Annotated in this window: 22 protein-coding genes; 13 read left to right on the plus strand and 9 right to left on the minus strand. The window is 71.2% G+C overall.

Translation table 11 applies throughout. From position 1 onward, the window contains the following. Positions 1–122 precede the first annotated feature (122 nt). The gene (locus tag ABZ953_RS21390; protein ID WP_361726160.1) at positions 123–671 is read right to left on the minus strand and encodes a GNAT family N-acetyltransferase; all 549 of its coding nucleotides are present in this window, start codon (positions 669–671) and stop codon (positions 123–125) included. A gap of 69 nt (positions 672–740) precedes the next feature. Between ABZ953_RS21390 and ABZ953_RS21395 the strand changes: the two genes are divergently transcribed. Together ABZ953_RS21395 and ABZ953_RS21400 are read left to right on the plus strand one after the other, a co-directional pair. Continuing rightward, positions 741–1,532 carry an exodeoxyribonuclease III gene (locus ABZ953_RS21395; protein WP_361726163.1) on the plus strand — a complete coding sequence of 264 codons (792 nt, stop codon included), beginning with the start codon at positions 741–743 and terminating at the stop codon, positions 1,530–1,532. Between the two features lie 175 nt (positions 1,533–1,707). Then, positions 1,708–2,748 carry a DUF6528 family protein gene (locus ABZ953_RS21400; protein WP_361726165.1) on the plus strand — a complete coding sequence of 347 codons (1,041 nt, stop codon included), beginning with the start codon at positions 1,708–1,710 and terminating at the stop codon, positions 2,746–2,748. A gap of 85 nt (positions 2,749–2,833) precedes the next feature. Here ABZ953_RS21400 and ABZ953_RS21405 read toward each other — a convergent pair whose 3' ends face one another. Next, on the minus strand, positions 2,834–3,460 hold the full coding sequence (locus ABZ953_RS21405) for a MerR family transcriptional regulator (protein WP_361726503.1): 627 nt from the start codon (positions 3,458–3,460) through the stop codon (positions 2,834–2,836). Between the two features lie 240 nt (positions 3,461–3,700). Between ABZ953_RS21405 and ABZ953_RS21410 the strand changes: the two genes are divergently transcribed. From ABZ953_RS21410 to ABZ953_RS21420, 3 genes are read left to right on the plus strand one after another with little or no spacing between them, the layout of a single operon-like run. Continuing rightward, entirely contained in the window at positions 3,701–5,275 is a 1,575-nt protein-coding gene (locus ABZ953_RS21410) for an NAD(P)/FAD-dependent oxidoreductase (protein ID WP_361726168.1), read from the plus strand. Continuing rightward, positions 5,272–6,201, plus strand: coding sequence for an alpha/beta hydrolase (locus ABZ953_RS21415; RefSeq protein ID WP_361726171.1), 930 nt, complete (start codon positions 5,272–5,274; stop codon positions 6,199–6,201). Before ABZ953_RS21410 ends, ABZ953_RS21415 begins: the two co-directional genes overlap by 4 nt. Then, a complete protein-coding gene (locus ABZ953_RS21420; RefSeq protein WP_361726174.1) occupies positions 6,198–7,076 on the plus strand; it encodes an SDR family oxidoreductase in 879 nt (292 codons plus the stop codon). The genes ABZ953_RS21415 and ABZ953_RS21420 overlap by 4 nt, the downstream gene beginning before the upstream one ends. Positions 7,077–7,188: 112 nt before the next feature. Here ABZ953_RS21420 and ABZ953_RS21425 read toward each other — a convergent pair whose 3' ends face one another. Both ABZ953_RS21425 and ABZ953_RS21430 read right to left on the minus strand, forming a co-directional pair. Further along, positions 7,189–7,383, minus strand: a complete 195-nt coding sequence (locus tag ABZ953_RS21425; protein ID WP_361726504.1) for a hypothetical protein — start codon at positions 7,381–7,383, stop codon at positions 7,189–7,191. 89 nt (positions 7,384–7,472) lie between these two features. Beyond that, complete coding sequence (locus ABZ953_RS21430) at positions 7,473–10,907, minus strand: S41 family peptidase (RefSeq protein WP_361726177.1); 3,435 nt, start codon at positions 10,905–10,907, stop codon at positions 7,473–7,475. Positions 10,908–11,077: 170 nt separating this feature from the next. Here ABZ953_RS21430 and ABZ953_RS21435 point away from each other — a divergent pair, with 170 nt between their 5' ends. Both ABZ953_RS21435 and ABZ953_RS21440 read left to right on the plus strand, forming a co-directional pair. After that, positions 11,078–11,665: a TetR/AcrR family transcriptional regulator gene (locus tag ABZ953_RS21435; RefSeq protein ID WP_361726180.1), complete on the plus strand. Its 588-nt coding sequence runs from the start codon at positions 11,078–11,080 to the stop codon at positions 11,663–11,665. A 100-nt stretch (positions 11,666–11,765) separates the two neighbouring features. Then, entirely contained in the window at positions 11,766–14,033 is a 2,268-nt protein-coding gene (locus ABZ953_RS21440; protein ID WP_361726183.1) for an MMPL family transporter, read from the plus strand. 123 nt (positions 14,034–14,156) lie between these two features. Here the strand turns inward: ABZ953_RS21440 and ABZ953_RS21445 are convergent, their stop codons facing one another. Next, positions 14,157–14,501, minus strand: a complete 345-nt coding sequence (locus ABZ953_RS21445) for an SsgA family sporulation/cell division regulator (protein WP_361726186.1) — start codon at positions 14,499–14,501, stop codon at positions 14,157–14,159. Positions 14,502–14,707: 206 nt separating this feature from the next. Between ABZ953_RS21445 and ABZ953_RS21450 the strand changes: the two genes are divergently transcribed. From ABZ953_RS21450 to ABZ953_RS21465, 4 genes are read left to right on the plus strand one after another with little or no spacing between them, the layout of a single operon-like run. Beyond that, complete coding sequence (locus ABZ953_RS21450; RefSeq protein ID WP_361726189.1) at positions 14,708–15,799, plus strand: energy-coupling factor ABC transporter permease; 1,092 nt, start codon at positions 14,708–14,710, stop codon at positions 15,797–15,799. 1 nt (position 15,800) lies between these two features. Then, the gene (cbiQ, locus tag ABZ953_RS21455) at positions 15,801–16,562 is read left to right on the plus strand and encodes a cobalt ECF transporter T component CbiQ (RefSeq protein WP_361726192.1); all 762 of its coding nucleotides are present in this window, start codon (positions 15,801–15,803) and stop codon (positions 16,560–16,562) included. After that, positions 16,550–17,317: an ABC transporter ATP-binding protein gene (locus tag ABZ953_RS21460; protein WP_361726195.1), complete on the plus strand. Its 768-nt coding sequence runs from the start codon at positions 16,550–16,552 to the stop codon at positions 17,315–17,317. Before cbiQ ends, ABZ953_RS21460 begins: the two co-directional genes overlap by 13 nt. Positions 17,318–17,365: 48 nt before the next feature. After that, positions 17,366–18,574: a serine hydrolase domain-containing protein gene (locus ABZ953_RS21465; RefSeq protein WP_361726198.1), complete on the plus strand. Its 1,209-nt coding sequence runs from the start codon at positions 17,366–17,368 to the stop codon at positions 18,572–18,574. A gap of 35 nt (positions 18,575–18,609) precedes the next feature. On the opposite strand, the gene ABZ953_RS21470 is transcribed toward ABZ953_RS21465, so the two are convergent. The 4 genes from ABZ953_RS21470 to ABZ953_RS21485 form a co-directional block, all read right to left on the minus strand. Next, complete coding sequence (locus ABZ953_RS21470; RefSeq protein ID WP_361726201.1) at positions 18,610–19,284, minus strand: class I SAM-dependent methyltransferase; 675 nt, start codon at positions 19,282–19,284, stop codon at positions 18,610–18,612. Between the two features lie 76 nt (positions 19,285–19,360). Then, the gene (locus ABZ953_RS21475; RefSeq protein WP_361726204.1) at positions 19,361–19,558 is read right to left on the minus strand and encodes a DUF397 domain-containing protein; all 198 of its coding nucleotides are present in this window, start codon (positions 19,556–19,558) and stop codon (positions 19,361–19,363) included. A gap of 89 nt (positions 19,559–19,647) precedes the next feature. Beyond that, positions 19,648–19,860 carry a DUF397 domain-containing protein gene (locus tag ABZ953_RS21480; protein WP_361726505.1) on the minus strand — a complete coding sequence of 71 codons (213 nt, stop codon included), beginning with the start codon at positions 19,858–19,860 and terminating at the stop codon, positions 19,648–19,650. Positions 19,861–19,885: 25 nt separating this feature from the next. Continuing rightward, positions 19,886–20,737, minus strand: a complete 852-nt coding sequence (locus tag ABZ953_RS21485; RefSeq protein ID WP_361726207.1) for a helix-turn-helix transcriptional regulator — start codon at positions 20,735–20,737, stop codon at positions 19,886–19,888. Between the two features lie 243 nt (positions 20,738–20,980). On the opposite strand from ABZ953_RS21485, the gene ABZ953_RS21490 reads away from it, so the two are divergent. Together ABZ953_RS21490 and ABZ953_RS21495 are read left to right on the plus strand one after the other, a co-directional pair. Next, positions 20,981–21,262, plus strand: coding sequence for a hypothetical protein (locus tag ABZ953_RS21490; RefSeq protein WP_361726210.1), 282 nt, complete (start codon positions 20,981–20,983; stop codon positions 21,260–21,262). Beyond that, positions 21,262–21,678 (plus strand): ATP-binding protein, encoded by a 417-nt coding sequence (locus tag ABZ953_RS21495; protein ID WP_361726213.1) that lies wholly within the window; start codon positions 21,262–21,264, stop codon positions 21,676–21,678. Before ABZ953_RS21490 ends, ABZ953_RS21495 begins: the two co-directional genes overlap by 1 nt. Positions 21,679–21,681: the final 3 nt, after the last annotated feature.

The raw sequence follows: 21,681 nt of genomic DNA on the forward strand, positions 1-21,681 counted from the left end.
GTGGCCGCGGGTGGCGGTGCGGGTGGCCGTGCGGGTGGCGGTGTGGGCAGGGTGCGAGGCGGAGGGCGCGCGGCGGAGGGTGCGAGGCGTAGGGCGCTTTGCGGGAAGGGCGGTCGGCTGGACTACAGGGCCTTTGCGTAGCAGCGGCTCAGGTCGTCGAAGCGGTAGTGGCCGAATTTCGCCGGGGCGGGTATGTAGCCGCTGGACGCGTAGAGCGTGATCGCTTCGGGCTGCTTCGTGCCGGTCTCCAGGACCATGCGGACGCGGCCCGCCGCCTTCGCGTCCTGCTCCAGCGCCGCGAGTATCCGGCGGGCGAGGCCGAGCCCGCGGGCCTCCGGGGTGACGTACATCCGCTTCAGCTCGGCGTCGCCGTCTTCGTAGCCCTCGCCGTTCTCGTCCATGCGGCGCCAGCCGCCCGTCGCGAGGGCGGTGCCGTGCTCGTCGTACGCGATGAGGTAGAGCCCGCGGGGCGGCTCGAACATGGTGGGGTCGAGGGGCGTGACATCGCCCTCGTCGCCGTAGCGCTCCGCATATTCGAGCTGGACGCGGTCGTTGAGCCGGACCGCGTCGGGGTGCGCGAAGGTGACGGTGCGCAGCTGGACGGGGGTGGCCGCGCCGGCCGGTGCGGGGGCGGGCGCGGGAATGGCGGCCTCATGAGCTTGGATATTCATGCGCTCCATCGTACTTCTATGCGATACGGGTGGGAGATCCAGCGTCCAGTGTGCCGGTATCGTGCCGGGATGCTCACTGTGACCAGCGTGAATGTGAACGGCCTGCGTGCCGCCGCCAAGAAGGGCTTCGTGGAGTGGCTCGCCGGTACCTCGGCCGACGTGCTGTGCCTGCAGGAGGTGCGCGCCGAGGAGAAGCAGCTGCCGGACGAGGTGCGGGCCCCCGAGGGGTGGCACGTCGTGCACGCGCCCGCCGCCGCCAAGGGGCGCGCGGGTGTCTCGCTGTACACGCGCCGTGAGCCGGACCGGGTGCGGGTCGGCTTCGGGTCGGAGGAGTTCGACGGGAGCGGCCGGTACGTCGAGGCCGATCTGCCGGGCGTCACCGTGGCCAGCCTGTACCTGCCTTCCGGCGAGGTCGGCACCGAGCGGCAGGACGAGAAGGTGCGGTTCATGGGGGAGTTCCTCGTGTACCTCAAGGAGCTCAAGGCGCGGGCGGCCGCGGAGGGGCGGCACGTCGTCGTGTGTGGCGACTGGAACATCGCCCACCAAGAGGCCGACCTCAAGAACTGGAAGGGCAACAAGAAGAACTCCGGCTTCCTGCCCGAGGAGCGCGCCTGGCTCGACGAGGTCTTCGAGGAGTACGAGGACGTCGTACGGCAGCAGCACCCGGGCGTCGAGGGCCCCTACTCGTGGTGGTCCTACCGCGGGCGCGCCTTCGACAACGACACGGGCTGGCGCATCGACTACCACGTGGCGACGGAAGGGCTCGCCGGACGCGCGGTGAAGGCGTACGTGGAGCGGGCCGCGAGCCACGCCGAGCGGTGGAGCGACCACGCGCCGGTGACGGTGGTCTACGACCTGTAGGTCACCTTTCCCCCTACCTCCGACCGTCCTCCATCGGGGTGGTCGGCGGCGGGACACGGGCACGAAGTCCGGTAGAAGGCTGTCCCGGGACCTGACGGCATGGCAGATTGCGGTCGCGCACATGGCCAACTGATGGCCAACTGATGGCCAACTGACCGGGCTCCGGGGGGAATTCATGTCTGCCGTGCCGTCGAGACGTGCCGTCGTGCTGGGTGCGGCGGGTGCCGGGATCGCGGTGGCGCTGCCCGCCGGGCGGGCAGCGGGGGCGTCGGGGGCGGAGGGTGGCGGTGGCGGGGTTCTCGCGGGGGCGCCGCCCGTTCTGCTGACCGAGCAGGCGAGCAGGCGGATCCTCGTGCTCGATCCGCGCCGCCGGGTCTGGGATCCGGCCGTCGACCCGTCCGCCGTCCGCTGGGAGTTCTCGCCGCTCGGCGACCCGCGCTACGCGGACCTGAGTCCGGACGTGAGCTGGGTGTATCCGTGCGAGGCGAAGGTGCGGCTGCACCGGCGGCGCACGTACGTCTTGACCACCGCGTCGTTCGGTTTCGTGGCCGTCGTCGAGCACCCGACGGGCCGGCGGTACTGGGGCACGGCGATCGGGCCCGGCGACGATCTGTTCAATCCGCACAGCGCCGAGCTGCTGCCCGACGGCAATGTGGCCGTCGCGTGCAGCACCGGCGCGCGGGTGCGGCTGTACGCCGCGTCGCAGGGGTCGCAGGCCTCGCGGTACGCGGAGGCGGAGCTCAAGGGCGCGCACGCGCTGCACTGGGACGCCGCGCGCGAGGTGTTGTGGGCCCTCGGTGACGACGAGTTGGTGACGTACGGGGTGGGCGGCAAGCCCGCGCGGCCCACGCTGACGCGGCTGTCCGCGGTGGGCCTGCCGGTCGGCACGCCGGGGAAGTCGCCGGGCGGGCACGACCTGTTCCCGGTCGCCGGGCGGCCGGGGCGGCTGTGGGTGACGACCAGCGCCGCGGTCTTCCAGTACGAGCAGCGGAGCGGGGAGTTCGTGCGGGACTTCGCCGGGTACGAGACGATCTCGCGGAAGTCGGTGAAGGCCGTCGGGGACGACCCGCGCACCGGGCAGGTCGTGACCACCGTGCCGGAGAGCGGGCTCGGCGAGACCTGGTGGACCACGACGGTGAGCGTGCACCGGCCCGAGAGCAGTTACAAGTATGTCGACGGCGGGATCTACAAGGCCCGTTGGTGGCTGCCTCGGTGAGGCCCTTCAGGGCTGGGTGAGGCCTTCAGGGCTGGGTGAGGCGGCTCAGGACTGCGTGAGGCGGCTCAGTACTGCGTGAGGCGGCTCAGGACTGCGTGAGGCGGCGGTCCAGGGCCATCGAGAGTTCCGCCTCCACCACGCTCTTGGCGAGCGGGCGCAGCTGCTCGATGTCCACCTCCGCGGTGGCGGGGACATGGGAGCGCATGACCGTGATGAACAACTCCGCGAGGGCGTCGGCGTGTTCGCGCACGCGCTGGCCCGCCTCCAGGACCGCGGCCAGCGGAACTCCCTTGCGCACCAGGGTGGATGACGCGTCCAGGAGGCGGCGGCTGATGTGGACCAGTTCGTCGCCGTCGGTGCCGAGGTAGCCGAGGTCGAGGGCGGCGACGAGGTTCTCGGGGGTGACCTCGCCCGCGAAGTGGTCGGCGAGTTCCTCGGGGGTGAGGCGGACCGGCTGCTCCTCGGTCGGCTCGCCGAGGCCGAGGAGTTCGCCGACGTCGCGGCCCTTGTCGAAGGCGTCGGAGAGTTCGGCGATGCCGTTCAGGGTGTGGCCGCGCTCCAAGAGGGCGGCGATGGTGCGGAGTCTGGCCAGGTGGTGCGCGTCGTACCAGGCGATGCGGCCCTCGCGGCGCGGCGGCGGGATCAGGCCGCGCTCGCGATAGAAGCGCACGGTGCGCACGGTGATTCCGGCCTCCTGCGCAAGCTCCGCCATGCGGTACTCGCGAACGCCGCCCTCGCTGCCCTCGCCGCCCTCGCCGACCCGGCCGTCCACGCCGCCCTCGGGCCGCTCTGCTCGCTCTGCTCGGTTCGCTCGCTCTGCCACGCCAGAAGCCTATGTTGTACCGCCGGTAACTTTCCTGGCTCCCACCCCTACCCATCAGTACGCGGGTGTTCTACGCTCCGAACTGCGCCAGTGGTTACTGGCAGAGTCGTGACTTCGGGAGGCGGCGGCATGGCCGAGCGCGAGCGGAGCCCTGAGCAGGGGCGCGAGCACGAGCACGTACGGGTGGCGGTGATCGGATCCGGGTTCGGTGGCCTCGGGGCCGCCGTACGGCTGCGCCGCGAGGGCATCACCGACTTCGTCGTCCTGGAACGGGCCGGCGCGGTGGGCGGCACCTGGCGGGACAACAGCTATCCGGGCTGCGCCTGCGACGTGCCCTCGCACCTGTACTCCTTCTCCTTCGCGCCCAACCCGGACTGGCCGCGCACCTTCTCCGGCCAGGAACGCATCCGTGAGTACCTGGAGCACGTCGCCGACACCTTCCGGCTGCGCCCGCACATCCGCCTCGACACCGAGGTGAAGCTGATGCGCTGGGACGCCGAACAGCTGCGCTGGGAGATCGAGACCAGCAACGGCACGCTCACCGCCGACGTCGTCGTCTCCGCCACCGGGCCGCTCTCCGACCCCAAGACCCCGGACATCCCCGGCATCGACACCTTCCCCGGCAAGATCTTCCACTCGGCCCGCTGGGACCACGACTACGACCTGAGCGGCAAGCGCGTCGCGATGATCGGCACCGGCGCCTCGGCCATCCAGATCGTGCCCGAGATACAGAAGAAGGTCGGCAAGCTCACCCTCTTCCAGCGCACGCCCCCCTGGGTGATGCCGCGCGCGGACCGGGCCATCACCGGCGTGGAGCGCTGGCTGCACAAGCAGTTGCCGTTCACCACGCAGGCCCGGCGCGGACTCCTGTGGGGCATCCGGGAGTTGCAGGTCCAGGCGTTCACCAAGCGGCCCAACGAGCTCGGCATGGTCGAGCAGATCGCCAAGCGGAACATGTACCGGGCGATCAAGGACCCGGTGCTGCGGACCAAGCTGACGCCCACGTACCGCATCGGCTGCAAGCGCATCCTGCTCTCCAACGCCTACTACCCGGCGCTGGCCAAGCCCAATGTGGACGTCGTCGCGAGCGGTCTGGCCGAGGTGCGGGGCAACACCGTCATCGCCGCCGACGGCACGGAGACCGAGGTCGACGCGATCATCTTCGGCACCGGTTTCCACGTCACGGACATGCCGATCGCCGACCGGGTCGTCGGTGACGAGGGCCTCACGCTCATGGAGACCTGGAAGGACGGCATGAACGCGCTGCGCGGCGCGACCGCCGCCGGGTTCCCCAACTGGATGACGATCATCGGCCCGAACACCGGGCTCGGGAACTCCTCCATGATCCTGATGATCGAGTCGCAGCTGAACTACATGGCGGACTACCTGCGGCAGTTGAACGTGCTCGGCGGCACCGCCGCGCTCGCGGCCAGGCCGAACGCCGTGCGCGCCTGGAACGACCGGGTGCAGGAGCGGATGAAGCGCACGGTGTGGAACACCGGCGGCTGCAACAGCTGGTACCTCGACAAGAACGGCGTCAACACCACCGTGTGGCCCGGCACGACCACCGAGTTCCGGGCGGCCACCCGCCGGGTCGACCTCTCCGAGTACGAGGTGCTGCGGCCCGCGAAGCCGCTGGAGGCCGTGCCCGATCCCCGTACGGAGAAGAAGTCAGGGACGAAGAAGGTCGAGGCCGGGGCATGAGCCGACTGACCCATGTGACGAGCGGGCCCTACGCGCCGCCCGTCGCCACCCGCGAACTGACCGCCGTCTCCGCCGACGGGGCCCGCGTCCACGTCGAGGTGCACGGCCCCGAGGGCGCGCCCGCCGTGGTGCTCGCGCACGGCTGGACCTGCTCGACCGCCTTCTGGGCCGCGCAGATACGCGCCCTCGCCACCGGCCACCGGGTCATCGCGTACGACCAGCGCGGGCACGGGCGCAGCGCCGCCCCGTCGGCCACCGACGGATACAGCACGCAGGCGCTCGCCGACGACCTGGAGGCGGTCCTGGCGGCGACCCTCGGGCCGGGCGAGAAGGCCGTGCTCGTGGGGCACTCCATGGGCGGCATGACGATCATGGCCGCGGGCGGCAGGGACCGGGTGCGCGAGCACACCGCCGCGGTGCTGCTCTGCAGTACGGGGAGTTCGGCGCTCGTCGCCGAGGCGACGGTGGTGCCGTTGCTTCGGGCCGGGCGGGTGCGGACCCGGATCACCGGCTCGGTGCTCGGCTCGCGCGCGCCGCTCGGGCCCGTCACACCGCTGGCCAGGCGCATCCTGAAGTACGCGACGATGGGACCCGGCGCGGCGCCCGACCGGGTCGACGCGTGCGCGCGGATCGTGCACGCCTGCCCGAGGATCGTGCGCCACGGCTGGTCGCACGTCCTCGCATCGCTCCAACTGGACGTAGAGGTGGGCGCGTTGCAGGCGCCCACCGCCGTCATCGCCGGTACGGCCGACCGCCTCACCCCCGTCGTGCACGCCCGGCGGATCGCGGCCGCGCTGCCGGAGTGCGTGGGCCTCACCGAACTGGCCGGAGTCGGCCACATGACGCCCATCGAGGCGCCGGAAGCCGTCACCGCGCGGATCAACGAACTCGTCGCAACGTACGTACAGGTCAAGGAGGGCGCATGAACAGGGTCAGCCTGGAAGGGCAGGTCGCCGTCGTCACCGGCGCGGCGCGCGGAGTCGGTGAACTGCTCGCCCGCAAGCTGTCGGCGCGCGGCGCGAAGGTCGCCCTCGTCGGCCTGGAGCCGGACGAGCTGAAGCTGGTGTCGGAGCGGCTGCACACCGAGTCGGCGCACTGGCACGCGGACGTCACCGACCACGTCGCGATGGCGCGGGTGGCGCAGGAGGTCAAGGAGCGCTTCGGCAAGGTCGACATCGTCGTCGCCAACGCGGGCGTGGCCAGCGGCGGGCCCTTCCTGGAGTCCGACCCGGACGCCTGGCGCCGCGTCATCGAGGTCAACCTCATCGGCAGCGCGGTGACGGGCCGGGCCTTCCTGCCCGTCCTGATGGAGAGCCGCGGCTATCTGCTGCAGATCGCCTCGCTCGCCGCGATCACCCCGGCGCCGATGATGACGGCGTACTGCGCGTCGAAGTCGGGCGTCGAGGCGTACGCGCACGCGCTGCGGGCCGAGGTCGGCTACAAGGGCGTCAAGGTCGGCGTCGGCTATCTGTCCTGGACCGACACGGACATGGTGCGGGGCGCGGACCAGGACGACGTGATGCGGGAGCTGCGCTCCAGGCTGCCGTGGCCGTCCAACAAGACGTATCCGCTGGGCCCGGCGGTCGACCGGATCGTCGCCGGTATCGAGCGGCGCTCCAGCCATGTGTACGCGCAGTGGTGGCTGCGGGGCATGCAGGGCATCCGCGGCTATCTGCCCGGTGTCATCGGTGCGGTGGGCCAGCGGGAGATGCGGCGCTTCGAGCCGCGGCTCGGCACCGTCTCGACCGGACTTGTCGGCGCGGGCGGCTCAGCGGACGAGCAGGCGCGGGCCGGTGTCTGACGCCACCGGAGGCCCACGGGGCGCACCGGAGACACGTAACGGGTAACGGCAAGAGGCCCGCCCGGCGTCCCGGGGGGCCTCTTGGTGTTCAGGCTGTGCGCGGAGTGAGACGTCAGGCGTCGTAGTCGAGGTCGAACTTGTCCTGCTGCTCCTGCGCCGCCCGCTGGGCATCGTCCTTGCTTTGCGAGGCACGCTCGCTCGCCTCGTCCTGGCCCTGCGAAGCGCGGTCGCTCGCCTGGTCCTTCGAGCCCTTGGCCTTGTCGGCGAGGTCCTGAGCCTTGTCCTGGAACTGGTCCTTGATGCCCATGCGTTTCACTCCCGTAGTGGGTGGGGGGATGGGGCCTCGACCAGATTTACACGCGCGGACAGCACCCGCATTTCGATCATGGTGAGGCCTCACGAGCGGGGCGGGAGCGGCGGACGGCGGCGGTCCGGGACGTCCGAGCGGTCCGGTGCCGAGGCCGCCGGATTCTGCTCCAGGAGATCGAGCGCCAGCTGCACCGCGTCGTCGAGCTGGGCGTGCCGTCCCTCCGCCCAGTCCAGCGGCGTCCGCAGGATGTCCAGGTCCGGGGCGACGCCGTGGTTCTCCACGCCCCAGCCGTACGCGTCGAACCAGCCCGCGTTCATCGGCACCGTGATCACCGTGCCGTCACCGAGCCGGTGCCGCCCGGTCATGCCGACCACGCCGCCCCAGGTGCGCTGGCCGACGACGGGACCGAGCCCGAGCAGCTTGAAGGCCGCCGTGATCATGTCGCCGTCCGACGACGTCGCCTCGTCCGCGAGGGCCACCACCGGGCCGCGGGGCGCGTTCGACGCGTACGAGACGGGCTCGGCGTTGCGCGTCAGGTCCCAGCCGATGATCTTCCGCGTCAGCTTCTCGACGACGAGTTCGCTGATGTGGCCGCCCGCGTTGCCGCGCACGTCCACGATCAGGGCAGGCCGGTCCACCTCCAGGCGCAGATCGCGGTTGAACTGGGCCCAGCCCGACCCGCCCATGTCGGGGATGTGCAGATAGCCGCACTTGCCGCCGCTCAACTCCCGTACGACCTCACGGCGTTTGGCGACCCAGTCCTGATAGCGCAGGGGGCGCTCGTTGACGAGGGGGACGATCGCGACCCGGCGGGGGCGCCCCGCGCGCTCCGCCGCCCGGAAGGTGAGCTCGACCGTCGTGCCGCCCGCCGCCGAGAGGAGGGGGTAGGGGCCGGTGACCGGGTCGACCGGGCGGCCGTCGATGTGCGTGAGGATCGCGCCCTCCCTGATGCCCGCACCGGCCAGCGGCGAGCGGGCCTTGGAGTCGGAGGAGTCGCCGGGCAGGATCCGCTTGACCATCCAGCCCTCGTCCCGGTGCACGAGGTTGGCGCCGAGCAGGCCCATGGCGCGCTGGTAGTGCGGCGGGCCCTCGTTGCGGCGGGCGGCGGAGACGTACGCGTGGGAGGTGCCCAGCTCACCGAGGACCTCGCGCAGCAGATCCGCGAACTCGTCGGGGGACGCGACGCGTTCGACCAGCGGCCGGTACTGGGCGAGCACCGCGTCCCAGTCGATGCCGCACATCCCCGGGTCCCAGAAGTAGGCGCGGATGATCCGGCCCGCCTCGTCATACGCCTGGCGCCACTCGGCGGCCGGGTCGACCTCGTGCAGGATGCGGCGCAGGTCGATCCAGACGGTCGTGTCGCCGTCGCCCACCTCGGTGGAGGGCACGGCGCTCAGGTCGCCCTCGTCGACGACCACGAGCCGGGTGCCGTCGCCGCTGAGCGCGAACCAGTCCAGGTGGTCGACGAGTTGGGACTTTTTCGTCTTGGTGATGCTGAAGTGTTCGAGGGTGGGGCGGCCCGAGGTGTCGGCCGGGTTGGCGAAGGTCTCGCCGAGCGCGCCCGAGATCGGCCAGCGCAGCCAGACCAGGCCGCCGCCGCTGACGGGTTGCAGCGCCGAGTACTTCGATGCGGCGACCGGGAACGGCGTGACCCGCGCCTCAAGGCCCTCGACCTCCACCGTCGTGGTGCCGTAGCCCCCGCCGCCGTCGGCCGGGTCGAGGCCGCCCGCCGCCGGGCGCCCGTCGGGCAGCAGCGCGAAGGGCGACGGGGTCGCCGACGACAGCGGTACGAGGTAGGGGCGGCAGCCCAGCGGGAAGGACAGGTCGCCGGTGTGCACGTCGTAGACGGGGTCGAAGCCGCGCCAGGAGAGGAAGGCGAGGTAGCGGCCGTCGCGGGTGAAGACGGGGTTCTCGTCCTCGAAGCGGCCGTTGGTGACGTCGACGACCGTGCGGGCGAAGGGGCCCTCGATGCGGGCCAGCTTGATCTGGCGCAGGGAGCGGCCGACGCCCGGGTGCGACCAGGTGAGCCAGGTGCCGTCGGGGGAGAAGGCGAGGTCGCGGACGGGGCCGTTCCGGGAGCGGACGAGTTCTGTGACGTCGCCGTCGGCGTTGGCGGGGTTGTGGAGACTGTCGGGGGTGCCCTCAGCCCCCTCAGCCCTCTCAGCCCCCTCGGAGCTCTCGGAACCTTCGGAACCTTCGGAACCTTCAGAGCTCGCGGAACCTTCGGGGCCATCCGAGCCCTCGATCGTCGCCCCGTCGGACACCGTGATCAGGAGCAGTCGGCCGTCGTTCGAGGCGACGGCGAGGCGTTTGCCGTCGGGGTCGGCCACCAGCTCCTGGACGCGGCCGAGCCTGCCGCTCGCGAGTCTGCGCGGGGCGCGGTCGCCGCTGGCCCGCGGCAGTGAGGCGATCTCGACGGCGTCCTCGCCCTCGGCGTCGGTGATGTAGGCGACCTGCCCGCTGGTGCCGAGCATCTCGGGGAGGCGGACCCGTACGCCCGGGGTGTCGGTGATGGTGCGGGCGGGGCCGTCCCGGTGGGTGAGCCAGTAGAGGGAGCCGCGCACGACGACGGCGCTGGCCCGGCCCGTCGTATCCACGGAGAGCGCGTCGAGGTGCTGTGCGGCCGGCACCTGGTAGATCCGCCGCCCGGCCCGCGGCCCGCCGAGCCGCAGGTCGAGCCTGCGCGGCACGGAATCCGGCGCGAGGTCGTCGACCAGCCAGATCTCGCCCCCGCACTGGTAGACGACACGGGTGCCGTCGGACGCCGCGTGCCGGGCGTAGAAGCTGTCGTGGTCGGTGTGGCGCCGCAGGTCGGTGCCGTCGGGCAGGCAGGAGTAGAGGTTGCCGACGCCCTCGTGGTCGGAGAGGAAGGCGATGCGCCCGGACACGAACATCGGGGCGTCGAGATGCCCGTCGAGGTCGGCGAGGATCTGCTCGCCGTGCACCCACAGGCGGCCCGTCGCGCCGCCCCGGTACCGCTTCCAGGCGGCGGGCTCGTGCGGCGGCTTGCCGGTCAGGAGCAGCGTCTTGCGGTCGCACTCGCCGTCGGCGAGGGAATCGGTGATCGCGATGTCCCAGACCGGCCCCCAGGGCAGCTTGCCGCCGGGGGAGCCGTCGACGGGCACGCTGTAGGCCCAGCAGAAGTACGAGAAGGGCTGGCCGTGCGAGGACACGGCGAGGATGTCGCCGTCGGGGGACCAGCCGCAGACCCGGGTGTCGGTGCTGCCCCAGTAGGTCAGGCGGCGCGCGGGGCCGCCCGCCACCGGTGCGAGATGGATCTCCGGGTCCAGGCTGCGCCAGGTCGTGTACGCGATGTGGCTGCCGTCCGGCGAGAAGCGCGGATGGCTCACCTTGGTCCGGTCGACGGTGAGCCGCCAGGCCCGGCCGGCCGGGGAGCTCTCCGGGGTGAGGGGGGCCACCCACAGGTCGTCCTCGGCGGCGAAACAGAGGCGGTCGCCGCTGAGGTGCGGGAATCGCAGGTAGGAGCGGTCGTCCTGGGCATCGTCGCGCGCGTCGGTCACCTCACCATGCTTTTCCGCTCCGGAGGCGGCGGCAACTCGTGCCGGGGGTGAAAGGTGGGGGTGACGCAGCACACGTACGAAACGGTTTCGTTTCGTTGGGCAGGGCGCGTACAGTCGTGGCGTACGAAACCGTTTCGTTCCGATTTTCGAGCAGGGAGGTGCAGATCGTGATGGAGACGGCGACGACCCGGCGCACCAGGATCACACCCGAGCGCGAGGCCGAGCTGTACGAGGCCGTGCTCGACCTGCTCCGCGAGGTCGGCTACGACGCCCTCACCATGGACGCCGTCGCGGCCCGTACCCGGTCCAGCAAGGCCACCCTCTACCGCCAGTGGGGGAGCAAGCCCGAGCTGATCGCCAAGGCGCTGCGGCACGACAAGCCGACGTCCCTGGAAGACATCGACACCGGGACGCTGCGCGGCGACATCCACGCCATGATGGCGCGCTCGGACGACTGTCAGATGGAGCGGGACACCGCGCTGATGCGCGGCCTGTTCCGCGCCATCCACGACAACCCCGAACTGCACCAGGCGCTGCGGAACCTGCTCATCGAGCCGGAGCTCACCGGCCTCAACGACCTGTTGCGCAGAGCGGTGGAGCGCGGCGAAGTCGCCGCGGACAATCCGGCCCTCGAGTTCGTCGTCCACATGATGGTCGGCGGCTTCGCGGCCCGGGACCTCATCGAGGACCGCCCGGTCGACCGCGCCTTCCTCGCCGCGTACATCGACGCCGTGATCCTCCCCGCCCTCGGCGTCTGACCCACCCGTACCACCCCGTACCTGACGTCGCCGCTCAAGTCGTCGGGCCGATTCCTCCTGCCCAATCCGGACACCACGACCTGACCGGGAGTACGCCCTCGTGGCCACTTTCCTCTACAAACTCGGCAAACTCGCCTTCAGGCGAAGGCACTTCGTCGCCCTGATCTGGGTGGCGCTCCTGACGCTCGCCGGGGTCGGCGCCGCGTCGGCGCCCACCGCCGCCTCCAGCTCCTTCTCCATACCCGGCACGGAGGCCCAGAAGGCCTTCGACCTCCTGGAGAAGCGGGCCCCCGAGGCCAGCGCGGACGGGGCGAGCGCCCGCGTCGTCTTCAAGGCACCGGACGGCGAGAAGGTCACCGACAAGGCCAACAAGGCCGAGATCGACAAGACCGTCGCCGCCCTCAAGTCCGGCTCGGACCAGGTGGCCCGCGCGGACAGTCCCTTCAAGGCCAAGACGGTCAGCAAGGACGGCTCCACGGCGTACGCCGCCGTCTCGTACAAGGTCACCTCGATGGAGCTGACCGACGACGACCGCGACGCGCTGGAGAAGACCACCGACCAGGCGCGCGAGTCCGGCCTCACGGTCGAGGTCGGCGGCGACGCGTTGCAGGCCATGCCCGAGACCGGGGCCACCGAGGTCATCGGCATCGCGGTCGCCGCGGTCGTCCTCATCATCACCTTCGGCTCGCTGATCGCGGCCGGTCTGCCGCTGCTCACCGCGCTGATCGGCGTCGGCATCGGCGTCTCGTCGATCACCGCGCTCGCCAACGCCCTCGACCTCGGCACCACCACGTCGACGCTCGCCATGATGATCGGCCTCGCGGTCGGCATCGACTACGCGCTCTTCATCGTCTCGCGCTACCGCGGCGAACTCGCCGACGGCCGCGACCGCGAGGAAGCGGCGGGCCGCGCCGTCGGCACGGCGGGATCGGCGGTCGTCTTCGCCGGACTCACCGTGGTCATCGCCCTGGTCGGCCTCGCCGTGGTCAACATCCCGATGCTCACCAAGATGGGCTTCGCCGCGGCCGGGACGGTCGTCATCGCCGTCCTCATCGCCCTCACGCTCATCCCGGCGCTGCTCGGGTACGCGGGCAAGCGGGTCATGCCGATGGGCGAAAAGAGCAGGCTGTTCGGCGGCAAGAAGAAGGCCGGTGCGGAGAAGGCCGGTGCGGAGAAGGCCGCCACCGCGGCGGAAGGCGGCGAGCCGAAGCAGAACATGGGCACCCGCTGGGCCCGCTTCGTGGTGCGCCGCCCGATCGCCGTGCTGCTCGTCGGCATCGTGGGTCTCGGCGCCGCGGCTCTGCCGGTCTCGCAGCTCGAGCTCGGCCTGCCGGACGACGGCGCGCAGCCGACGTCCACGACCCAGCGCAAGGCGTACGACCTGGTCTCCGACGGGTTCGGCCCCGGCTTCAACGGTCCGCTGATGGTCGTCGGTGACCTCGAAGGCGCCGACGACCCGAAGGCCGCGGCCGGTGACATCCGCACGTCGATCGCCAAGCTGGACGACGTCCTGACCGTCGCCCCGCCGATGCTCAACAAGGCGGGCGACACCGCGATCATCAGCGTCGTGCCGTCCTCCAAGCCCAGCGGCGTCGAGACCGAGGACCTGGTCCACTCGATCCGCGACACCGGCGCGCAGATCAAGTCCGACACCGGCGCCGACATCATGGTCACCGGCACCACGGCCATGAACATCGACGTCTCGCAGAAGCTCAACGACGCCCTGCTGCCCTATCTGGCGCTGGTCGTGGGCCTCGCGTTCCTGCTCCTGATCATCGTCTTCCGCTCGATCCTGGTCCCGCTCAAGGCGGCCCTCGGCTTCCTGCTCTCGGTCCTCGCGGCCCTCGGCGCGGTCGTCGCGGTCTTCCAGTGGGGCTGGCTCGGCTCGCTCTTCGGCGTCGAGCAGACCGGCCCGATCATGTCGATGATGCCGATCTTCATGGTGGGCGTCGTCTTCGGCCTCGCGATGGACTACGAGGTGTTCCTCGTGACCCGGATGCGGGAGGCGTACGTCCACGGGGAGCGGCCCGGCCAGGCGATCGTGACCGGGTTCCGGCACGGGGCCCGGGTGGTCTCGGCGGCGGCGGTCATCATGATCGCGGTGTTCGCCGGTTTCATCGGCTCGTCCGAGCAGATGGTGAAGATGATCGGCTTCGGCCTCGCGATCGCCGTCTTCTTCGACGCGTTCGTGGTCCGCATGGCGCTGGTGCCCGCGGTGCTCGCGCTGCTCGGCAAGAAGGCGTGGTGGCTGCCGAAGTGGCTGGACCGCGCGCTGCCGAACGTGGACGTCGAGGGCGAGGGCCTGCGTACGGAGGCGGAGAAGGGCGCCGGGTCCGCCGACGCGGAACGGGAGCGGGTGCGGGTCTGAGACCCGTACCCGGGTCCGGCCCCAGCGGGTGACCGGCCCCAGCGGGTGACCGGCCCCAGCGGGTGTCCGGCCCCAGCGGGTGACCGGTCCCAGTGGGTGACCGGCCCCAGCGGGTGACCGGCCCTAGCGAGTGACCGGGGTGGCGGCCGCGTAGGTGCGGCGTAGGAAGCGGATCAGCGCCGACGCGTCGAACTGGACGACCGTCACCCCGTCCCCGTCGTGGAACTCCAGGACGGTCTGGACCCGGCCGCACGGCCAGACGTGCACGCCATCGGCCGTGACCGGGGCCCGCAGGCCCTGCTCCAGAAGGTGCCGGTCGAGGACCCGGTGGGGGGAGCCGGGGAGGCCGATCCGCACCGCCTGCGGGTCGGCCTCCGCGTCGTAGTGGAGCATGACGGGCACGGCGCGGTGGCCCTCGGAGGAGTCCGTGACGAGGTGGGCGCGTGCGTACTGCTCAACTGCGGACATCACTGAACTCCTCTTCCCACCGGGCACTCCGTCGGGCCCTTCCTCACCAATGTCCCATATGTCCGGCAATCCGCCGCAGGGGGGCGTAGCCGATTCGGGACCGCAGCGCTCTTGCAAGCCGTTTGCAACAAGGCCCTATCATTGAACGGTTCACGAGCGTCACGAGCGATCTGCCCTGTCCAGGGCCCCTGCCCAGGAGCGAGCTCATGCATGTCCCCGACGGGTTCATCAATGTCCCGGTGTCCGCTGCCGCCGGGGTCGTCGCGGCCGGCGCCGTGGCCGTCAGCCTCAAGGGCGCGCGGCGGGAGCTGGACGAACGGACCGCGCCGCTCGCCGGTCTGGTCGCGGCCTTCATCTTCGCCGTACAGATGCTGAACTTCCCCGTCGCGGCCGGGACCAGCGGACATCTCCTGGGCGGCGCGCTCGCCGCGATCCTCGTCGGGCCCTTCACCGGGGTGCTCTGCGTCTCCGTCGTCCTGCTCATGCAGGGCGTGCTCTTCGCGGACGGCGGCCTCACCGCGCTCGGGGTGAACATCTCCGACATGGCGATCGTCACCACCGTCGTCGCCTACGCCGTCTTCCGCGGCCTGGTGAAGGTGCTGCCCCGCGGCCGCCGCTCCGTGACCATCGCCTCCTTCACCGCCGCGCTGCTCTCCGTACCCGCCGCCGCGGTCGCCTTCACCCTCATCTACGCCATCGGCGGTACGACCGACGTCTCCATCGGCAAGGTCGCCACCGCCATGGTCGGCGTACACGTCCTCATCGGCATCGGCGAGGCCGCGATCACCGCGCTCACCGTCGGCGCCGTCATCGCCGTACGCCCTGACCTCGTGTACGGGGCCCGCGGCCTGACCCAGCCGCTGAAGCTGCGCGTCGGCGGGGAACTGGTGGACGCGCCGGGCGCCGAGCCGACGCCGGTCGCCGCCCGCTCCGACGGCTCCCCCCGGTCCACCCACTCCACCCGCAAGGTGTGGATCGCGGGCATCGTCACCTCCCTCGTCCTCGCGGGCTTCGTCAGCTTCTACGCCTCGGCCGACCCCGACGGCCTGGAGAAGGTCGCCCACGACAAGGGCATCGACGAGAAGGCCGAGGACCACGCCGCCGCGGACTCCCCGCTGGCCGACTACGGGGTCAAGGACGTCACCGACGCCCGCGTCTCCGGCGGGCTCGCCGGGGTGATCGGCGTGGGCGTCACGGTCGTCGCCGGGTCCGCGGTCTTCTGGGCGCTGCGGCGCCGCCGTACGAGTGACGCCTCGCCGGCCGCCGTGCCCGAGAGCGTCACCTCCGAGAAGGCCTGACATGGGTGCGGGCCACGCCCACCGGCTCTACCGCCGGGGCCGCTCGCCGGTGCACGCGCTCCCCCCGCACACCAAGCTCGCGGCCGTCTTCTGCTTCGTGATCGTGGTGGTCTCCACGCCGCGCGAGGCGATGTGGGCCTTCGGCCTGTACGCGGTGCTGCTCGGCGTCGTCGCGTACGCCGCCCGCGTCCCGGCCGGGTTCCTGCTGAAGCGGCTGCTGATCGAGATCCCGTTCGTGGCGTTCGCCGTGCTGATGCCGTTCGTCGCCCAGGGCGAGCGCGTCGACGTGCTCGGCCTGTCCCTCAGCGTCAACGGACTCTGGGGCGCGTGGAACGTCCTGGCCAAGGGCACACTGGGCGTCGCCGCGTCCGTGCTGCTCGCCTCCACGACCGAACTGCGCGCCCTGCTCCTCGGACTGCAGCGCCTCAAGCTGCCCCCGCTCCTGGTCCAGATCGCCTCGTTCATGATCCGGTACGGCGACGTGATCACGGACGAGATGCGCCGCATGAAGATCGCCCGCGAGTCGCGCGGCTTCGAGGCGCGGGGCGTGCGGCAGTGGGGCGTCCTCGCCAAGTCCGCGGGCGCGCTCTTCATCCGCTCGTACGAGCGGGGCGAGCGCGTGCACCTGGCCATGGTCAGCCGCGGTTACGCCGGGTCGATGCCGGTCATCGACGAGGTGGAGGCCTCCCGGGCGCAGTGGACGTACGCGCTGGCCCTGCCGCTGACCGCACTCGTCGTATGCCTGTTGGGATGGACCCTGTGACCTCTGCACCACCTTCTCTCGACGTGGCCGGACTGGCCTTCGCCTACCCCGACGGGCACCAGGCGCTCTTCGGCGTCGACCTCACCGTCGGGCGCGGCGAGCGCGTCGCGCTGCTCGGGCCGAACGGCGCGGGCAAGACGACCCTCGTACTGCACCTGAACGGCATCCTGACCGGCGGCGCGGGCACGGTGACCGTGGCCGGACTGCCCGTCGGCAAGCGGCACATGGCGGAGATCAGGCGCCGGGTCGGCATCGTCTTCCAGGACCCGGACGACCAGCTGTTCATGCCGACGGTGCGCGAGGACGTCGCCTTCGGTCCCGCGGCGGCCGGGATGCGGGGGCCGGAGCTGGAGGCGCGGGTCCTCAAGGCCCTGTCGCAGGTCGGCATGGCGGAGTTCGCGGACCGGCCGCCGCACCACCTCTCCTTCGGCCAGCGGCGCAGGGTGGCGGTGGCCACGGTCCTCGCCATGGAGCCGGAGATCCTCGTCCTGGACGAGCCGTCCTCGAACCTCGACCCGGCCTCGCGCCGCGAGCTGGCCGACATCCTGCGGTCCCTGGACGTGACGGTCCTGATGGTCACGCACGACCTGCCGTACGCCATGGAGCTCTGCCCCCGTGCGCTGATCCTCAGCGAGGGCGTCATCGCGGCCGACGGGCCGACGGGTGAGCTCCTTTCCGACGACGACCTGATGAGCGCACACCGGCTGGAACTGCCCTTCGGCTTCGATCCGAAGACGGTGAAGGCGGGACGCTAGGGAATCGACGGCAGGTGCGGGTCCGTTGACCTTGTCATGAACGAGGTCATGAACGATGTCATGGGTGGGGTTCAGGGCGGCGGGGTCGGGGTGCACGGCACGGTGGCGGCCGGGTTCGAGCCGGTCCGGGACGCTTTCGTACGCAACTTCGGCGAGCGCGGGGAACGGGGCGCCGCGGTCTCCGTGTACCGCGACGGGCAGCAGGTCGTGGACCTGTGGGGCGGCGCGAAGGACGTCGACGGGGACCTCGCCGCGGGTGACGCGCCGTGGGAGCCCGGCACCGCGCAGATCGTCCGCTCGGCGACCAAGGGCGTGGCGGCGGCCGCGCTGCTCCTGCTGCACCAGCGCGGCAAGCTGGACCTGGACGCGCCGGTCGGCGACTACTGGCCGGAGTTCAAGGCGCGCGGCAAGGAACGGGTCCTGGTCCGGCACGTCCTCGCGCACCGCGCGGGCGTCCCCGCCCTGGACCGCCCGCTGACGCCCGCCGAGGCGCTCGACCCGGACCTCGCCGCCGCGGTCGTCGCGGCGCAGGCCCCCTTCTGGGAGCCCGGCGAGGAGCACGGCTACCACGCGCATACGTACAGCTGGCTGGTCGGCGAGCTGGTGCGGCGCGTGACGGGGCGGCCCGTGGGGGAGTGGATCGCGGCCGAGATCGCCCGCCCGCTCGGCCTCGACCTCTGGGTCGGACTCCCGGAGGCGGAGGCGGCGCGGGCCGGCCGACTGGGCCGCATCGACCCGCCCCCGGCGCCGGGTGGCCCAAGAGTCCGCCCCAAGCGGAACGTGTCCGAGGCGTACGAGGACCCCGCCTCGCTGACCCGCCGCGCGTTCGGCGCGATCGATCCCGTGCCGGACGAGAACGACGCCGCGTACCGGGCGGCGGCGCTGCCCGCGTCCAACGGCGTGGCCACGGCGGACGGGATCGCCCGCTTCTACGCGGCGCTGATCGGCGAAGTGCCCGGCGGGCGGCGCCTGTTCACCCCCGACACGGTGGCGCTCGCCCGGACCGAGGCGTCCGCGGGCCCCGACCGCGTCCTGGTCGTCACCACCCGCTTCGGCCTCGGCTACATGCTGCACGGCGGCGCGTCCCCGCTCCTGTCCCCCGCCTCCTTCGGCCACCCCGGCCGCGGCGGCGCCCTCGGCTTCGCAGACCCGGACTCGGGCCTCGCCTTCGGCTACGTGACGAACGGCATGAACAAGGGAGTGACGGCAGACCCACGGGCACAGGCACTGGTACGGGCGCTGCGCGAGGCGACGTAGCCCGTGGACTTCGGCCTCGACCGGTCCTACCGCGCCTACCGCGGAGCCTGCGCGCGCACCATGAGAGTCCCCAAGCTCTTGGGGTCGGGGGCCTTGAGGATGTGGGCGTCGACGCCGGTGAAGCTGTGTCGCTTGAGTATGTCCGCCCACATCTCGGGGGAGAACTGCCAGCGCATCACGGTGAGTTCGCGCTCACGCCCCTCGAGCCACTTGCCGCGCATCTGCTGGGGGCCGTAGAAACCGGCGACGGGCTCGGCTTGGGAGAACGCGAAGATGCCGCCGGGGGTGAGGTGCGTGGCGACGACTGGAAACAGATCCTCGGGGTCGGTGAACCACACGGCGCCCCACACCGAATAGATCGCGTCGTACGCCGTGGTGTCGGCGGCGAGGAACGCGCGGGCCTCCCCGTGGACGAAGGACAGCCCCGGGGTCTCCCACCAAAAGGTCCGGGCCCGCTCGATCTGCACCGCGGACAAGTCCACCGCCGTCACGTCCACGCCTCGGTGGGCCAGGTGAGCGGCTTCCTTGCCTTCGGCCGGTCCCAGCTCGAGAGCGCGGCGGGGGCGGCCGAGGATCTCGGCACCGGGCCCGTGACCGGGATACTGAGTCCACTCGAACCGGTCGGCCTGTGGCACGGCCTGGGGCCCCTCGCCCTTGTGGGGTTTGTACTTGTCCCAGTATTCGGCTGCGGTCGTCGGTTCGTGGGGCATGAACGTCCTCGGGAGGATGGGGGGCGGTGTCCATCGAGCTGGACACCGTATCCGCGCAGCGGGTGGCTGACTTCGGCTACCTGGAGCGGGCCGACTTGATCCCCGCGACGAAGTCGTCCCACGCCTCCTGGCGGAAGGCGAGGGTCGGTCCCGCCGGTCTCTTGCTGTCGCGTACGGCGTGCCCCCCGATGCTGGTGTGTGCGACCTCAAGGCAGTCGCCCTGCTGGTCCGAGTACGACGACTTGCGGAACTCGGTGACTATCTCGGCGCTCACGGTTGGTCATCCATCTGTTGCGGCTTAGTGGTGAGGATGTGCTGGATCCGGGCAGCTCCGTCGTTGATCGTTGGCTCGCGCTCCCACGGCTACCAGGTGTGGGGCGACCTGATCGCCGTGACGAAGGGGGCCCATGCCTCTTGGGGGAAGGTGAGGGCGGGGCCGCTCGGGTTCTTGCTGTCGCGTATCGCGGTGTGGCGGGGGAGGTCGGCGACTTCCACGCAGTCGCCTCCTCCCGAACCCCCGCCGCTGTAGCTGCTCTTGCGCCATGCGACGTTGCCGAGTTCGGGGACGAGCAGCATGGTGGCTACCTCGACTTTCAGTTCGTCAGAGTTCATTCCTGACTCGCCGGATCAGATCGAGGCTGGCCGCAGGACTCAGCGCAAGGGACCTCAGCGAGTCGAACGCGAGCGTATACGAGCGCATCTCCTCCGTGGTCTCCATGTGCAGGGTCCCGGTGATGTGCTCCACGCACACGACGTCGGAGAAAGCGGGGGTGGGGAAGCCGAACAGTACGAAGGCTCCGGTGAGCCCTACATGGGCGCCGCCATTGAACGGCAGCACCTGCACATCGATGTTGGGGCGGTCGGCGGACTCGATCAGGCGGTCGAGCTGCGGCGCCATCACCTCTCTGCCACCCACCTCGTTCCGGAGCGCTGCCTCACCCTCGATGATCACAAGGTGGGGTGCGTCGTCCCTCTCCAGGACTTGTTGGCGCTGCATGCGGGTGTGCACGTACTGGTCCACTTGCTCGCTGCTGAACTTCTCGGGGTTGGCTCCGTAGAGGGCTCGCGCATAGTCAGGCGTCTGTAGGAGCCCGGCGATCAGCAGCGGTTGGAACGAGCGGATGTAATTGGCCGTCTCCTCGTAGTCGATGTGGTCGGCGTACGAAGGGAGCGTCGCTCCGAGGTTACGGGTCCAGCCCCGCTCCCCTCCCCGCCGGGCCAGGTTCACCAACTCCTCGATGTATGAGGCGTCATCGATTCCGTAGAACGTGAGTAGATCCCGCAACTCGCCCAGCGAGACGCCGAGCCGGGCGTTCTCGATGCGGCTGATCTTTGTCTTGTGACAGCCGATGCGTTCTGCGGCGTCCTCCATCGACTTGCCTGCCGCCTCACGCAGTTCGACGAGAAGTGACGCCAGTCGGCGACGGCGGACAGTGGGTCGCGGCTGCGACATGTGAGCCCCCTTGCACAGTGCGTTGCGGGACCAAGAGTAGGGCTCGCTCGGGAAGTTGGAACTATTTCCAAACGGTTCGGTTGCAGTTCGAATCGCTGCGGGTGCAATCTGGTGTTGGTTGCCCACTGTGATCTGTTCATCACCGTGGGGCGTTGCTGCTGCCGCGTGCCGCAGCGCACGGAAACACCCCCGCGACGCGACACGGCGTCCGGGGGCATGGCCAACGCTTGGAGGAGCGCTGACATGGCTGACCTTATCGCCCGTCTCTTCGGGGCACTGTTGCGGTTGTTGCTCCCGGCTACGGGGCGGCACCGAAGCGGGCCCACCTTCCTGCCGCCCGGGTGGGAACAGCTCGGTCCGTACGTCGAGTTGGACCTGCTGAACGGAGAGGAAAACGCGATCGTCCGGCCCTACCTCGTAGCCGACGAGCTGCGGTTGCAGCGGCGGCGGAGGCGGGCGCTGTGGCTCGCCGTGCACGGTGTCGACGTGGGGCCACGGTTCATCCACGGTGTGGCGGCGGCCTGATGGAGGGAGAAGCGCACGGCGTCGTCGTACTCAGGTGGCCCCGGCACCCCCGGTCCGTCGGGCGGGCCAGGGAAGGGCTGCGGAAGGTGCTGGCCGCCTGGGAGTTGAGCGGTGCCGAGGACATCGCGCTGCTCGTCCTGTCGGAGCTGTTCGGCAACGCCGTCGTTCATGGGGTCGTGCCCCGAGGGCGGGAGGTGGAGACCCGCTACCTGCGGATGTCGGGTGGCGTACGGATCGAGGTGCACGACGCCGCCTGCGAGCTGCCGCGACCGATGCCGCTGCCGGACAGTGACGCGTGCTCGGGTCGTGGGCTCTTCCTCGTCGCCGCCCTCGCCCTCGCCGACCGGTGGGGCGTCACCGAGCGGACCGGGCCCGGGAAGGCGGTGTGGGCAGAGGTCTCGACGCCGGACCCGTGAGCG

The organism is Streptomyces sp. NPDC046465 (assembly GCF_040646035.1).
Taxonomy (GTDB): domain Bacteria; phylum Actinomycetota; class Actinomycetes; order Streptomycetales; family Streptomycetaceae; genus Streptomyces.

Excerpts from the sequence above, each read along its gene's own strand:
- ABZ953_RS21390 (WP_361726160.1), bottom strand. The coding sequence starts at position 671 with ATGAATATCCAAGCTCATGAGGCCGCCATTCCCGCGCCCGCCCCCGCA.
- ABZ953_RS21395 (WP_361726163.1), top strand. The coding sequence starts at position 741 with ATGCTCACTGTGACCAGCGTGAATGTGAACGGCCTGCGTGCCGCCGCC.
- ABZ953_RS21400 (WP_361726165.1), top strand. The coding sequence starts at position 1,708 with ATGTCTGCCGTGCCGTCGAGACGTGCCGTCGTGCTGGGTGCGGCGGGT.
- ABZ953_RS21405 (WP_361726503.1), bottom strand. The coding sequence starts at position 3,460 with ATGGCGGAGCTTGCGCAGGAGGCCGGAATCACCGTGCGCACCGTGCGC.
- ABZ953_RS21410 (WP_361726168.1), top strand. The coding sequence starts at position 3,701 with ATGGCCGAGCGCGAGCGGAGCCCTGAGCAGGGGCGCGAGCACGAGCAC.
- ABZ953_RS21415 (WP_361726171.1), top strand. The coding sequence starts at position 5,272 with ATGAGCCGACTGACCCATGTGACGAGCGGGCCCTACGCGCCGCCCGTC.
- ABZ953_RS21420 (WP_361726174.1), top strand. The coding sequence starts at position 6,198 with ATGAACAGGGTCAGCCTGGAAGGGCAGGTCGCCGTCGTCACCGGCGCG.
- ABZ953_RS21425 (WP_361726504.1), bottom strand. The coding sequence starts at position 7,383 with ATGGGCATCAAGGACCAGTTCCAGGACAAGGCTCAGGACCTCGCCGAC.
- ABZ953_RS21435 (WP_361726180.1), top strand. The coding sequence starts at position 11,078 with ATGGAGACGGCGACGACCCGGCGCACCAGGATCACACCCGAGCGCGAG.
- ABZ953_RS21445 (WP_361726186.1), bottom strand. The coding sequence starts at position 14,501 with ATGTCCGCAGTTGAGCAGTACGCACGCGCCCACCTCGTCACGGACTCC.
- ABZ953_RS21450 (WP_361726189.1), top strand. The coding sequence starts at position 14,708 with ATGCATGTCCCCGACGGGTTCATCAATGTCCCGGTGTCCGCTGCCGCC.
- cbiQ (WP_361726192.1), top strand. The coding sequence starts at position 15,801 with ATGGGTGCGGGCCACGCCCACCGGCTCTACCGCCGGGGCCGCTCGCCG.
- ABZ953_RS21460 (WP_361726195.1), top strand. The coding sequence starts at position 16,550 with ATGGACCCTGTGACCTCTGCACCACCTTCTCTCGACGTGGCCGGACTG.
- ABZ953_RS21465 (WP_361726198.1), top strand. The coding sequence starts at position 17,366 with ATGAACGATGTCATGGGTGGGGTTCAGGGCGGCGGGGTCGGGGTGCAC.
- ABZ953_RS21470 (WP_361726201.1), bottom strand. The coding sequence starts at position 19,284 with ATGCCCCACGAACCGACGACCGCAGCCGAATACTGGGACAAGTACAAA.
- ABZ953_RS21480 (WP_361726505.1), bottom strand. The coding sequence starts at position 19,860 with ATGCTGCTCGTCCCCGAACTCGGCAACGTCGCATGGCGCAAGAGCAGC.
- ABZ953_RS21485 (WP_361726207.1), bottom strand. The coding sequence starts at position 20,737 with ATGTCGCAGCCGCGACCCACTGTCCGCCGTCGCCGACTGGCGTCACTT.
- ABZ953_RS21490 (WP_361726210.1), top strand. The coding sequence starts at position 20,981 with ATGGCTGACCTTATCGCCCGTCTCTTCGGGGCACTGTTGCGGTTGTTG.
- ABZ953_RS21495 (WP_361726213.1), top strand. The coding sequence starts at position 21,262 with ATGGAGGGAGAAGCGCACGGCGTCGTCGTACTCAGGTGGCCCCGGCAC.